Here is a 13974-nt window from a genome sequence, read left to right as displayed (position 1 = left end):
AAATTCGCCTTAATTCGTGCAATAATAAAATTACAATTATTGTGCGAGGCGAGTAAGTATGGATATTAAGATTGGGACAGTTCTCACATTGGAACCAACGTCATCAGAAAAAGTTGAAAGATTTAAATGTAAAGTAATGGAAAAGAAAGACAATATCATTTTTATCACTTATCCCGTAGATACGAAAACGGATAGAACAGTTTATCTAGTTGACGGTTCCCAGTTTCGTGCAATTTTTCGAAACGATGATGATATCAACTATGCATTTCAAACGGAAGTTGTCGGTCGTAAAATGGATCGAATTCCTATGATAATGCTTTCTTGTCCTCCAGATGATGAATTCATCAAAATCCAAAGAAGGGAATTTGTTCGAGTAAAAACACCTGTAGACGTTGCAGTAGAGCATTTAAATCAATTTTATCAATACGTAACGGATGATATTAGCGCAGGTGGAGCCGCTATCAAAGTGCCTATATCCCCTCCATTTTCAGAGGGAGATAAGGTCAAACTAACGATTGTATTGCCTTATAAATCTGGAGAAATTCAATACATTCAAACGGATGCAGAAGTGGTTCGTATATTTGAAAAGAATGACCAAACGCTTGCATCTCTTCAATTTATCGATACGGACGAACTAGATAAACAATTCATTCTTCGATTCTGTTTTGAACGCCAAGTGATGCTGCGTAAGGAGACAAAGGACCTCCAATAAACGATATTGGAGGCTTTTTTTATGGATAAAAATAAAGGATTCGACAACAATATGTAATACAAACTAGTTGTTTTTATTTACACAAACTATGAAAATAGTAAAAGTAAAAAACTTTGTTTATGTTACAATGTTGAAGGAAAGTAGGGATTGTCATGGGAAAAAACATACAAATAGCCATCGATGGACCTGCTGGTGCAGGAAAAAGTACAATTGCAAAAATCGTGGCAGAACAATTAGGATTCACTTACATTGATACTGGAGCGATGTATCGAGCTGTTACGTATAAAGCGTTAAAAGAAAACATACAATTAAATGATGAAAAAAAACTAGAAGAAATGTTGCTAAAGACTAAAATCGACTTAAAGCCATCTCCAAATGGACAACTAGTTTTCTTAGATGGAGAGGATGTGACAAAAAAAATTCGTTCCAATGAAGTAACAGCGAATGTTCCGCAAGTTGCTTCTCTTGCAAAAGTTCGTGAAATCCTCGTAGCTAAACAAAAACAATTAGCAAAAGACGGCGCAGTTGTCATGGATGGACGAGATATAGGTACTCATGTATTAAAAGAAGCTGAATTGAAAATTTTTATGTCTGCCTCTGTTGAAGAAAGAGCAAAACGAAGATTGCTTGATAATAAAAAACGAGGCATTCCTTCTGACTATGAACAGCTAAAAGAGGAAATAGCGCTTCGCGATCAGCAAGATATGGAACGTAAAATATCGCCATTAGTTCAAGCGGAAGATGCCATTTATTTAGACACTACTCACTTATCAATTGAAGAAGTTGCAGAAAAAATTTTACATTTAGCGAAAGAAAAGATGGAATAATAATCGTTTCTTTTCGCGTATTTTATTCATAAAAAAGGAAATATTTAAACTATAAGGAAAAAATTTTGTGTTTAAATGCAATTTCTAATAAAATAGATATTGTAAGATGCGAAGGAGGGTTACATATGTCCGAGGAAATGAACTTAGGAGTTGGCCAAGAATTTCGTGAAGGAGACATTGTAAAAGGGACTGCTGCAAAAGTTGAAGACAAAGCAGTAACCGTTACAATAGAAGGTGCACCATTTGATGGGATTGTACCAATTAGTGAACTTTCTAGTTTGCACATTGAAAAAGCATCCGATGTGGTGTCTGTTGGCGATGAGCTAGAATTAATGATCACGAAAGTAGAAGAAGAAAACTTTGTTTTATCGAAACGTAAAGTAGATGCTTTAAAAGCTTGGGATAAATTAGAAGAGCTATACAAAAAGGGAGAAGTTTTTGAAGCAGAAGTAAAAGATGTTGTAAAAGGCGGTTTAGTAGTTGATTTAGGAGTACGAGGATTTGTACCAGCATCTTTAGTAGAAGATTATTTCGTAGAAGACTTTGAAGATTACAAAGGTAAAACGCTAACATTCAAAATTACAGAGTTAGATAAAGAAAAAGGAAGATTAATTTTATCTCACCGTGCAGTTGTAGAAGAAGAAAAAGCAAATAAAAAGAAAGAATTGCTAGAGAGCCTAAAGCCAGGAGACGTATTAAATGGTAAAGTTCAACGATTAGCTCCATTTGGTGCCTTCGTTGACATAGGTGGCGTTGACGGGCTTGTGCACATTTCACAAGTAGCCCATGAACATGTAGATGATATTAACACAGTTCTTCAAGAAGGGCAAGAAGTGAAAGTAAAAGTTTTATCTGTTGACCCGGAAAATGAAAGAATTTCTCTATCCATTAAAGAGACATTACCTGGTCCATGGGCAAACATTGCAGAACGTGTTTCAAAAGGTCAAGTATTGACTGGTACGGTGAAGCGTTTAGTGTCCTTCGGTGCCTTTGTTGAAGTGTTCCCAGGTGTTGAAGGATTAGTTCATATTTCACAAATTTCTCATAAACACATCAATACCCCTCACGAAGTGTTGAAAGAAGGTCAAGAGGTTCAAGTGAAAGTGCTTGATGTTAATGAGCAAGAAAAGCGCTTATCACTAAGCATGAAAGAACTTGAAGAAAACCCAAAGCATCAAGAAGAATTTGATTATCAATTACCAGAAGAGACAACAGGATTCTCCATTAGTGATGTAATAGGGGAACAATTGAAAAAATTTACAGATCAATAAATTTTATTTCGAATAAAAATTGCGTGCTTTAAGGAGTGCGCTTTTTTTATGTCCATTTATGTCAAAAAATGATATATAATTGGATATCGTGTATAATACAAAGGATAAGAATTTGGAAGGATGAAGGACAGATGACAAAACCAGTAATCGCCATCGTAGGTCGTCCGAATGTAGGAAAATCAACAATTTTCAACCGAATTGTTGGTGAACGCATTTCCATTGTGGAAGATATACCTGGGGTGACCCGAGATCGCATCTACAGTTCGGCAGATTGGTTAAACCATGAATTTAATATTATTGATACAGGTGGAATTGATCTTGGAGATGAACCATTTTTAGAACAAATTCGTGCCCAAGCACAAATTGCCATGGAAGAGGCCGATGTGATTATTTTTATGACGAACGGTCGAGAAGGAGTAACTCTTCAAGATGAGCAAATCGCAAAAATGCTTTATAAAACAAAAAAACCAGTTGTACTGGCAGTCAATAAAATTGATAACCCAGACATGCGTGAATTAATATATGATTTTTATTCTTTAGGCTTTGGGGAGCCGATTCCAATTTCCGGTTCGCATGGATTAGGGATTGGGGATTTATTGGATGAATGTGCAAAATATTTCCCTAAAGAATATGAAGATGAATATTCAGACGATGTCATTAAGTTTTCATTAATTGGTAGACCAAATGTAGGAAAATCTTCATTAGTAAATGCAATTCTCGGAGAAGAGCGGGTAATCGTTAGTGATATCGCTGGAACTACTCGAGATGCAATCGACTCTCCTTATACGTATGACGGACAAGATTTTGTCATTATCGATACGGCTGGAATGCGGAAAAAAGGGAAAATATATGAAAGCACAGAAAAATATTCCGTATTAAGAGCATTAAGAGCGATTGAACGTTCAGATGTGGTGCTTGTCGTATTAAATGCAGAAGAGGGAATACAAGAGCAGGATAAGAAAATTGCAGGGTATGCTCATGAAGCGGGTAAAGGTATCGTCATTGTCGTGAACAAATGGGATGCCATTGAAAAAAATGAACGAACAATGAATGAATTTACCCAAACGATTCGCGATCAATTTTTATTTTTGGATTATGCTCCGATTGTGTTTGTTTCTGCTAAAACGAAACAAAGGTTGAGTCAAATTTTACCATTAGTGAAGCGGGTAAGTGAAAACCATGCAATGCGCATTCAATCTTCTTTATTAAATGATGTAATTGAAGATGCTATTGCAAGAAACCCAGCCCCTACAGATAAAGGAAAACGTTTACGCATTTATTACACGACACAAGTATCTGTTAAGCCACCTACATTTATCACTTTCGTAAACGATCCAGAACTCATGCATTTCTCTTATCTTCGATTTTTGGAAAACCGCATTCGTGAAACCTTTGATTTTGAGGGAACGCCGATACGTATCATACCACGGGCACGTGAGTAAAAGAGTGAGGGATAAATAAAAATGAAAAAGGTAACAGTGTTAGGAGCAGGTTCATGGGGAACTGCCTTAGCAATGGTGTTGGCTGAAAATGGACACGATACATTAATTTGGAGCCACCGACATGAGCAAGCGAAAGAAATAAATGAACAACATACGAATGAAAAATATGTTTCGAATATACAACTACCTGAAAATTTAAGGGCAACAAGTGATTTGAAAGAAGCGGCAGAACATGGAGATATCATCATTTTTGCGGTGCCGACAAAAGCGATTCGTGAAGTAGCAGAAAACATTATGAATTATTTAAATAGAAAAGTATTAATTGTGCACGTATCAAAAGGGATAGAACCAGATTCTTTAAAACGCATCTCAGAAATTTTAGAGGAGTCTCTATCCCCGCATGTGATTGAAGATATCGTCGTATTATCAGGTCCTAGCCATGCGGAGGAAGTGGTGTTGCATCATCCAACAACGATTACTGCTGCTTGTACAAATCTCCGTTCCGCTGAAAAAATACAAGATTTATTTATGAACCAGTATTTCCGTGTCTATACAAATACCGATGTAATCGGCGTTGAACTAGGCGGTGCATTGAAAAATGTAATTGCCTTAGCAGCAGGGATTTCCGATGGCCTAAACTATGGGGACAATGCAAAGGCAGCATTAATTACCCGAGGACTTGCGGAAATTGCTCGTTTAGGTGTGCGAATGGGAGGCAATCCCTTCACCTTTGCAGGATTAACTGGTATGGGCGATTTGATCGTTACTTGTACGAGCGTTCATTCGCGTAACTGGAAAGCGGGAAACATGCTTGGAAAGGGCATGAAGCTGGGTGAAGTATTAGAGAGCATGGGTATGGTCGTTGAAGGAGTTCGCACGACAAAAGCTGCTTACCAGCTTGCAAAAAAATACGATGTTCCGATGCCAATTACAACTGCATTGTTTGAAGTATTATTTAATGAAAAAGAACCGAAAGATGCTGTTGATGAGTTAATGAATCGCTTAAAGAAAAGAGAAATCGATTATTTACAATAAAAGGACAAGCATTTTCGTTGCATCAATGAGCGGGTATGAAAGAATTCAAAGTCGAGTTGAGTATCGGGAACTACAAATAATACCCGTTCATGTGCAATGAAAACGAACGCATGTGCGTCAGTGTGTTTTGTGCCATATCATAGGCAAATTTGTATACATACCGCTTCTTGAAAGGAGGAATTGCAATGAGTCATCCGTTATTAATGGATATAGATAAATTCGTACTTGGTGCTGCACGTGGTCCATTAGCGAACATGCACCCGATGGATGTCATGTGGGTTTCCTTTTACTCGATAGCCGCAATGATTTTATCGATTCTTATGATAACAGCAGCTCGCAAATGGGTGAATAATGCTATATTATCCTTTTTCATTAGACTGATTGCATTTATTATTTTTATATTTGGCACATTATTAATGGTTTTAGTAATCTTTACGTGGCCATCATAAACAAAGGGGTGAAAATCATGAAACAGAAACGGAAATTCATTTTTTTCATACTATTACTCTCGACATCCCTTTTACTATCTGGATGTTTGTTTCCACAGGAAGAACGTGTTGAGAATCAAATACCTGATGAAGCTCAACTGATTGCTGTGCAAAATGCCATCGATCAATATCGAGCGGAAACAGGTGTGCTGCCGATAAAAAATAAAGATATGGATACAGATATATTTATTAAATATCCCATCGATTTCTCGAAATTGGTTCCAAAATATTTAGCGAATATCCCAGGGAATTCCTACGAAAAAGGTGGCATATTCCAATATATTATTTGGGACCCGGAAAACAATCCAACTGTAAAATTAGTAGACTTACGTTCAGCAGAAACGATTCGAGATTTAAATATTCGTCTTCTCTCAACAAAATACATGCCTTATAAAGACAGAATTGCGGATTATGTATATTCAATAGATTTTAAGAAATTAGGCTTTGCTAAAGAACTAACTGTGCCAAGTCCATATTCGAATAATCATTTACCATTAGTTGCTTCAACAGAAGGACAAGCCTATGTAGACTACTCCATCGATTTAGCTCAGTTTATAAGAGAAAATCATTTGAAACCTGAGCCAGGAGAAGATATTCGTATGTTGCTTGTGGAAGCTTATCCAGTAGTACCGGCCTATTCACTGCCATATACTGTGAACGAGAATAATGAACCGGTATTTATGTTTGATCCAATAAAAAAATAAAAAAATTTAAGCCTTGTACGACTTTTCGTGCAAGGTTTTTCATATTTTAAGTATATAATTCATAGATTGAAGTACGTAAAGGAGGAACTACAATAGGCGAACAAATCTTTCAACAAATAGCAGAAAGAACAAATGGTGATGTATATATTGGGGTTGTAGGGCCTGTGAGGGTTGGTAAGTCCACTTTTGTGAAAAAAATGATGGAGTCAATCGTCCTACCAAACATCGTGGATGAAGAAGAACGGAAAAGAGCACTGGACGAGCTACCACAAAGTTCACCTGGCCCAGTCATTATGACTGCAGAACCAAAATTTGTTCCTGCTCATGGTACAGAAATTTGTATTGGGGAAAGTGAAATACCTTTCCGGATTCGTTTTGCTGATTGTGTTGGTTATGTCATTGATGGGGTAAAAGGGTATGAAGATGAAAATGGACCAAAGTATGTGCACACACCATGGAACACTGAAGCTATTCCATTCCAAGAAGCAGCTCGAATCGGAACAGATAAGGTGATCCGCGACCATGCAAACATCGGTGTAGTTGTAACGACAGACGGCACTGTTAATGGGATTTCACGAGAAGCTGCACAAGTGGCGGAAGAACAAATTGTTGAACAATTGCAGGAAATCGGTAAGCCATTCGTCATCATTTTAAACAGCCAATATCCAAACAATCAAAATACGCAAAAGTTGCGTAATGAATTGCTCTCCCGTTATAACGTTCCTGTCATTGCAATAGCTATTGATCAAATGACGTTAAATGATATGGAGTTTATTTTAGAAGAAGCTCTGTATGAATTCCCTGTGGAAGATATTGAAGTGGAAAAACCTGATTGGCTTGATGTATTAGAACCGACTCACCACGTCAATGCAACGCTTTCAGAAGCAGTTGGAAATGTGCTGAATTCTGTAACGAAAATTCGCGATGTCCATAATGCAGTAGAAGATTTAAGAGAAATTGATTTTATTGAAAGCTGCGAGATTGAAAGAGTTGATGCAGGACTTGGTGTGGCAACGGTGCGTATCACATTAAAACCGGAAATTTATAAGGCGGTTTGCAATGAATTTTTAGATGCGCCGATAGACACGAAAAAAGATTGGCTGCTCTTCATTAAAGAGGCACAAGAAGCGAAAAAAGCACAAAAACGCTTCCGAGATGCGATTGAAGAAGCGACAATCAATGGCTATGGTGTAACGCTTCCGACGATGGAAGAGTTTGAGCCAAGTGAGCCAGAAATAATTAAACAAAATAATTTCTACGGTGTTCGCATGAAGGCGAAAGCTCCATCTTACCATATCATACGTGTCGATATGGAATCTGAGTTCTCGCCATTAATTGGGTCAGAGTTCCACAGCCAACAGTTATTGAAAGACTTGCAGTATGCATATAAACATGATCGAGAAGCGTTATGGCAAACACAATTGTTTGGAACGCCACTGCATGAAGTGTTGACGGAAGGAATTCGATTCAAAATGAATGCTGTGCCGCCAAGTGCAAAGAAAAGAATGCGTCAAACAATTGAAAGAATGGTGAATGAAGGAGAAAAAGGACTCATTACGTTTATTATTTAAAAAAAGTGAGATAATAAAAATAATGGAATTTTATTAGAAGGACTTTTTGTCATATAGACGAAAAGTCCTTTTCATTATCCAAAGTGCCAAAAACTCAATTTTTCTTGGACAAACATGAATAAATACAGTTGCACCGCTTATTTCTATATGTTACTCTTTTTACATGATTTAGCTTTTTTAACCCTTTGAGAGGAGGTGAACAGTGTGAACAAAACAGAATTAGTAAACTCTGTTGCTGAAGCTGCAGGTCTTTCTAAGAAAGATGCTTCTAAAGCAGTAGATGCAGTATTTGATACAATTCAAAACACTCTTGCAAAGGGTGACAAAGTGCAATTAATCGGTTTTGGAAACTTCGAAGTTCGTGAACGTGCTGCACGTAAAGGTCGTAACCCTCAAACTGGGGAAGAAATTGAAATTGCTGCAAGCAAAGTGCCAGCATTTAAACCAGGAAAAGCACTTAAAGAAGCTGTAAAATAATAGCTTCTTTAAAATTACATAGAGCAGTCGTCATGAATATGATGACTGCTCTTTTTACATATTATAATATTAATGAAAGATAAATCAATTCTACCATTGGAGCAAAAAAGCAACACATATAGAGTACAATTTGAGTGAAAGCCTTTTGCGATTCACGTCTGTATGTGCTACGATTCATTTTGACAGTGTTGTGCTTTGTCGATTTAGGAGGAACATATATGTCAAATATTGATTTAAAAAAAATAGAAGAAGCTGTAAAAATGATTTTAGAGGCCGTAGGTGAAGACGTTAATCGTGAAGGACTCATCGATACACCAAAACGCGTTTCAAAAATGTATGAAGAAATGTTTAAAGGGCTTAATGAAGATCCGCGAAGTTATTTTGAAACGGTCTTCCATGAAAACCATGATGAGCTAGTTCTTGTGAAGGATATTCCTTTTTATTCGATGTGTGAACATCACTTAGTTCCATTTTACGGGAAAGCTCATGTTGCATACATACCTCAAGATGGCCGAGTTGCTGGTTTAAGCAAAATCGGTCGATTAGTGGAATCCGTAAGTCACAGGCCTCAATTACAAGAACGAATTACAACAACCATTGCAGATATTTTAATGGAAAAATTAGAACCGCAAGGCGTTTTTGTATTGATTGAAGCTGAACATATGTGTATGACGATGAGAGGATTAAAAAAACCTGGGACAAAAACAGTGACTTCATGTGCAAGAGGAATTTATGAAGAAGATGACATAAAACGACAAGAAGTGATTTCATTTATTCAAATGTCTTAATTAACAAAATAGATTGTGATATGATAACAAAGAATATGTAAATGTGAGGGAGAAGTATGAACCAATCTGATTATGTCGTAATTGAAGCAGAAGAAGATGGCGTACATGTAATTGGGTTAACTCGTGGTGAAGATACAAAATTTCATCATTCAGAAAAATTAGATGCTGGAGAAGTGATGATAGCTCAATTTACTGAACATACGTCGGCCATGAAAATTCGTGGAAAAGCGAAAATCTATACATCGCATGGAATCATTGAAAGCCAATCAAAAAAATAAACCGCTCATTATGATGACGACTGTAATAAGTGCAGTAGATTGTGCTTACATTGGAATGGAGTAATACCTATGGATGCAACATATATAAAAAACCATATTGAACAATTAAAAAAGGATATTTATCGTTATGTGCAACATAAAACACTTCTGAAATATACTGGAAATCCATTGGTGGATGAAAATCAATTATTTTACATGCTGTTGCCATTTTTTAATGGAGACCATTGGGATGATGAAAAATATGAAGGAATCATTACTGTCGGAATTGTACAAGCATCTTTAGCGGAACATGGTCTCATCAACGAGTATGATGCAACATCGAAAGAGCAGCAGCTAACAGTTCTGTCCGGCGATTATTACAGTGGTCGTTATTATGAAATATTAGCAAATTCAGGTAATATTTCTTTGATACGTCAACTTTCTGAAAGTGTTGTATTAAGATCTGAACATGAAATTCGAGTATATGAACCGAGACAATACGCCATCGATGATTGGTTAGATAGTATAACGGTTATTGAAACAGAATGTATTAGCAGATTTTATCAACTTTACAATTACGATCAATATTTAAATATAATGCAAATCAATTTATTGATTCTACGATTACAAAATGAACTATTAAACTATAGAGAAGGTAATAGTTCGCTCCTTTTACAAAAAATGATAGAAAGCTTTGTACCCGTTGATCATTTGAATTTTGAACAATACCTTCTGAAAAAATTGGATGTTCTTATTCAACAATTGCAAGAATTGTTACGTATCTCTTCTATCAAAGCTGAACTTAAACAATATATTGCAGAACGGTTGATTAGATAGAGTGAAGAAAGGTTATGAAAAAGATGGAAAAATCCAAAGAAGAACGCGTCCATGAAGTGTTTGAGAAAATTTACGAAAACTACGACAAAATGAATTCGGTGATTAGTTTTAAGCTTCATGTCAAATGGCGTGAAGATATTATGAAACGCATGAATGTAAAACCGGGATCTACATGTTTAGATGTTTGTTGTGGCACAGCTGATTGGACAGTTGCATTAGCACAGGCAACAGGTGAAAATGGAGTTGTTAAAGGGCTTGATTTTAGCAAAAATATGCTAAAAGTTGGAGCTGAGAAAGTAAAGCCGTATCCTCATGTGGAGTTAATACATGGGAATGCAATGGAACTACCTTTTGAAGATAACACTTTTGACTATGTCACAATCGGTTTTGGTTTACGAAATGTACCGGATTATATGCAAGTATTAAGGGAAATGCATCGTGTATTAAAACCTGGTGGGATGGCTGTTTGTTTAGATACTTCTCAACCAGAAATGCCTGGATATAAACAATTGTTTCGTTTTTATTTCCGATATATTATGCCGCTTTTCGGGAAAATTTTTGCGAAAAGTTATGAAGAGTATTCATGGTTACAAGAATCCGCAAGCACTTTCCCAGGGATGAAAAAGCTTGCAAAAATGTTTGAAGAAGCTGGCTTTGTAAACGTCACATACAAAAGTTATAGTGGTGGTGCAGCAGCAATGCATATGGGATTTAAGAAAGAAGTTTAGGGAGAGGTTCGCGAGTGGAAAAGATGAAGTTAAAAATGATCTATTCCGATTTAAAACCGGATATAGAAATCATCGAAAATGAATTAGAAAAAGCACTTTATTCAACGTCGCATGTATTAAATGATGCCTCTCTCCACCTTTTACGTGCGGGCGGAAAAAGAATTCGCCCACTTTTTGTTTTAATGAGTGCAAAATTTGGTCATTATAATATCGACAGAATGAAATATGCTGCTGTACCTCTCGAATTAATTCATATGGGTTCCCTTGTCCACGATGATGTAATCGATCATTCCGATATGAGAAGAGGGCGTCCTACCGTTCGTTCTCAATGGAACAATCGAGTTGCAATGCATACTGGTAATTTTATTTTCGGTAGAGCAATTCAATATGTATCCCAAATTAAAGATCCGAAGGCGCATCAAATTTTAGCAAGAACGATGGTTGAAATTTGTAATGGTGAAGTCATTCAAATTGAAGATAAGTTTCGACTAAATCAAAACTTAAAAGATTATTTCCGTCGAATAAAAAGAAAAACGGCACTTCTTATTGAATCCAGTTGTGAAGTGGGAGCAGTAGTAGCAAATGTTGATCCTGCTGTTACAATGCGGTTAAAGAGATTCGGTTATTATGTGGGTATGAGTTATCAAATCGTGGATGACGTGTTGGATTTCGTATCAACGGATAAACAACTTGGAAAACCTGCAGGCAGTGATTTATTGCAGGGAAACATTACTTTGCCTATATTGCTCATGAAAGATCATCCCAAAATTATCCAATTTATTGAGCGGGCTTCAAAAGGAATTGTGACAGAAGAGGAACGGTTAGAAATGCTTCAAATTGTACGCAATTCTGATTCAATTCAAGAAGCCTTGAAAGTAAGCGATCAATATTTAGCGAAAGCAATGAAAGAAGTAGAGCAATTACCAGAACATCCAACAAAGAAAAAACTAAGAGATATTGCATTGTTTATCGGTAAACGTAAGTTTTAAAAAATATATCTATTTCTAATATTGATAGTTGAAGCTTGAGCTTGATTTTGGTAACATTTAGCGGTAGGTAATAAAGCTTAATTGAGATTTAAGGAGTTGTTTAACTTATGGCAATTGAAAGAACATTTCTTATGGTAAAACCTGATGGTGTAAAACGCCAAGTAGTAGGAGACATTATTGACCGTTTTGAGCGTCGTGGATTTGTAATGCGCGGAGCAAAGTTAATGAATGTTCCACGTGAATTAGCTGAAAAACACTATGAAGAGCATAAGGATAAACCATTCTTTGGTGAATTGGTAGATTTCATCACTTCTGGACCAGTATTTGCAATGGTTTGGGAAGGAGAAAATATTATTAAGTTAGCTCGTGTGATGATGGGCGCTACAAAACCTGAAGAAGCACAACCAGGTACAATTCGCGGCGATTATGCGGTAACAATTTCTGAAAACGTTATCCATGGTTCCGATTCACCAGCATCTGCTGAACGTGAAATCAATTTATGGTTCAACAATGAAATCGTTTAATACACTGTAAATTTGCTATCCCACAGCAATTGTGCTGTTGGGATAGTTTTTTTATTAATATGGTATTGCAAAAGGTTAGCCAATAGAAAATTTTTGCAGAAACCGTAAATTTTGATAATATGAATATAATAAGCATAAGACTGTGACTTCTTTTTTACACAAGCAAAGGGAATAACACGAGTATCGATACAATGCAAAGGCAAGGAATAACCTTTAAGGACGAACATGCGGAAAGCATTCGCCTGTAGTGAAATTCGAAAGTAGAAAAAATACTAACTACGAACAAATTTAATACTGCTTTAGAAATTTACTTTTTGAACTTTTACATATTTCAGAAAAGAAAAATTTTGTATATAATAAGTGTACGTCATTAGAGGGGATCGATAACTATGACAGACTACGAACTGTTTATTAATGGTATAAAAAAATTAACAGGTATTGATTTATCGCTATATAAAGAAGCACAAATGAAACGCCGTTTAACATCCCTTTATGAAAAAAAAGGCTTTAAAGATTTTGTTGATTTTTTGCACGGGGTTGAAAAAGATCGAGATTTATTGAATGAATTCCTAGATCGAATGACGATTAATGTTTCAGAATTTTATCGTAATGGGAAACGGTGGGAAGTACTTCAACATAAAATTTTTCCAAAACTGCTTGAAAAAAATAACCGTTTGAAAATTTGGAGTGCTGCCTGTTCAACAGGCGAGGAACCGTACACAATTTCCATGGTGCTCTCTAACCATGTACCATTATCTTACATAAAAGTATTAGCTACTGATATAGATGAAAACTGTCTTCAAAAAGCAAAGCTAGGCATTTATCCTGATCGTTCCTTAGCAGAAGTTCCTCCGGCTATAAAAGCAAAATATTTTATTGAAGAAGGGCAGTTTTATCGTGTAAAAGATGAAATTAAAAATACTGTAACATTTAAAAAGCACAATTTATTAAGTGACCCATATGAGAAAAACTTTGATTTAATCGTTTGTCGCAATGTTATGATTTATTTCACTGAAGAGGCAAAGGATCATATTTATAAAGAATTTAGCAATTCTTTACGACCAGGTGGCATTTTGTTTGTAGGATCTACTGAGCAAATATTCAATCCTGCTCGTTATGGTTTTGAAGTGGAAGATACGTTTTTTTACCGAAAAATATGAGATTGAAAAAAGGATTGGGCGCTTTTCGACTTGTGCGAAAAGCGTATTATATTTTCGTTAAATTCTATATTATATTAAAATTATTTATTCACAATGTTTTTTTACTAGCTTTATGTTATATTAAAAAATACATACTTTAACGAGTTGAAGGGAGAAAGTGTTTG

16 protein-coding genes are annotated in these 13974 nt (G+C 36.0%); all 16 read left to right on the top strand.

Annotated elements, in window-relative coordinates; genetic code table 11:
- Positions 1-58 precede the first annotated feature (58 nt).
- The 16 genes from NSQ18_RS01635 (at position 59) to NSQ18_RS01560 (ending at position 13810) form a co-directional block, all read left to right on the top strand.
- A complete protein-coding gene (locus tag NSQ18_RS01635) occupies positions 59-712 on the top strand; it encodes a PilZ domain-containing protein (protein ID WP_016836944.1) in 654 nt (217 codons plus the stop codon).
- A gap of 152 nt (positions 713-864) precedes the next feature.
- Entirely contained in the window at positions 865-1539 is a 675-nt protein-coding gene (gene cmk, locus NSQ18_RS01630; RefSeq protein ID WP_016836945.1) for a (d)CMP kinase, read from the top strand.
- Between the two features lie 125 nt (positions 1540-1664).
- On the top strand, positions 1665-2810 hold the full coding sequence (gene rpsA, locus NSQ18_RS01625) for a 30S ribosomal protein S1 (RefSeq protein WP_016836946.1): 1146 nt from the start codon (positions 1665-1667) through the stop codon (positions 2808-2810).
- 131 nt (positions 2811-2941) lie between these two features.
- A complete protein-coding gene (gene der / locus NSQ18_RS01620) occupies positions 2942-4252 on the top strand; it encodes a ribosome biogenesis GTPase Der (RefSeq protein WP_016836947.1) in 1311 nt (436 codons plus the stop codon).
- Positions 4253-4273: 21 nt separating this feature from the next.
- Positions 4274-5287, top strand: a complete 1014-nt coding sequence (locus NSQ18_RS01615) for an NAD(P)H-dependent glycerol-3-phosphate dehydrogenase (protein WP_339288723.1) — start codon at positions 4274-4276, stop codon at positions 5285-5287.
- A 185-nt stretch (positions 5288-5472) separates the two neighbouring features.
- Positions 5473-5736 carry a DUF2768 domain-containing protein gene (locus NSQ18_RS01610; RefSeq protein WP_016836949.1) on the top strand — a complete coding sequence of 88 codons (264 nt, stop codon included), beginning with the start codon at positions 5473-5475 and terminating at the stop codon, positions 5734-5736.
- A 17-nt stretch (positions 5737-5753) separates the two neighbouring features.
- Positions 5754-6479 carry a hypothetical protein gene (locus NSQ18_RS01605; protein ID WP_016836950.1) on the top strand — a complete coding sequence of 242 codons (726 nt, stop codon included), beginning with the start codon at positions 5754-5756 and terminating at the stop codon, positions 6477-6479.
- A gap of 92 nt (positions 6480-6571) precedes the next feature.
- Positions 6572-8050, top strand: coding sequence for a stage IV sporulation protein A (gene spoIVA, locus NSQ18_RS01600; protein ID WP_026018953.1), 1479 nt, complete (start codon positions 6572-6574; stop codon positions 8048-8050).
- Positions 8051-8254: 204 nt separating this feature from the next.
- Complete coding sequence (locus NSQ18_RS01595; RefSeq protein ID WP_016836952.1) at positions 8255-8527, top strand: HU family DNA-binding protein; 273 nt, start codon at positions 8255-8257, stop codon at positions 8525-8527.
- A gap of 218 nt (positions 8528-8745) precedes the next feature.
- Positions 8746-9315, top strand: coding sequence for a GTP cyclohydrolase I FolE (gene folE / locus NSQ18_RS01590; RefSeq protein ID WP_339288721.1), 570 nt, complete (start codon positions 8746-8748; stop codon positions 9313-9315).
- 56 nt (positions 9316-9371) lie between these two features.
- The gene (mtrB, locus tag NSQ18_RS01585; RefSeq protein WP_016836954.1) at positions 9372-9593 is read left to right on the top strand and encodes a trp RNA-binding attenuation protein MtrB; all 222 of its coding nucleotides are present in this window, start codon (positions 9372-9374) and stop codon (positions 9591-9593) included.
- Between the two features lie 69 nt (positions 9594-9662).
- Entirely contained in the window at positions 9663-10409 is a 747-nt protein-coding gene (locus NSQ18_RS01580; RefSeq protein WP_016836955.1) for a heptaprenyl diphosphate synthase component 1, read from the top strand.
- Between the two features lie 23 nt (positions 10410-10432).
- A complete protein-coding gene (locus NSQ18_RS01575; RefSeq protein ID WP_339289565.1) occupies positions 10433-11137 on the top strand; it encodes a demethylmenaquinone methyltransferase in 705 nt (234 codons plus the stop codon).
- A gap of 14 nt (positions 11138-11151) precedes the next feature.
- Positions 11152-12126: a heptaprenyl diphosphate synthase component II gene (gene hepT / locus NSQ18_RS01570; protein WP_016836957.1), complete on the top strand. Its 975-nt coding sequence runs from the start codon at positions 11152-11154 to the stop codon at positions 12124-12126.
- A gap of 107 nt (positions 12127-12233) precedes the next feature.
- The gene (gene ndk / locus NSQ18_RS01565; RefSeq protein WP_016836958.1) at positions 12234-12650 is read left to right on the top strand and encodes a nucleoside-diphosphate kinase; all 417 of its coding nucleotides are present in this window, start codon (positions 12234-12236) and stop codon (positions 12648-12650) included.
- A 389-nt stretch (positions 12651-13039) separates the two neighbouring features.
- On the top strand, positions 13040-13810 hold the full coding sequence (locus NSQ18_RS01560; protein ID WP_016836959.1) for a protein-glutamate O-methyltransferase CheR: 771 nt from the start codon (positions 13040-13042) through the stop codon (positions 13808-13810).
- The last annotated feature ends 164 nt before the right edge of the window (positions 13811-13974 follow it).

It is taken from the genome of Ureibacillus sp. FSL K6-0786 (genome assembly GCF_037965165.1).
Classification (GTDB): Bacteria; Bacillota; Bacilli; order Bacillales_A; family Planococcaceae; genus Ureibacillus; species Ureibacillus thermosphaericus.
The sequence above is the reverse complement of the archived record's forward strand: the minus strand, read 5'-3'. Positions and strand labels throughout refer to the sequence as shown.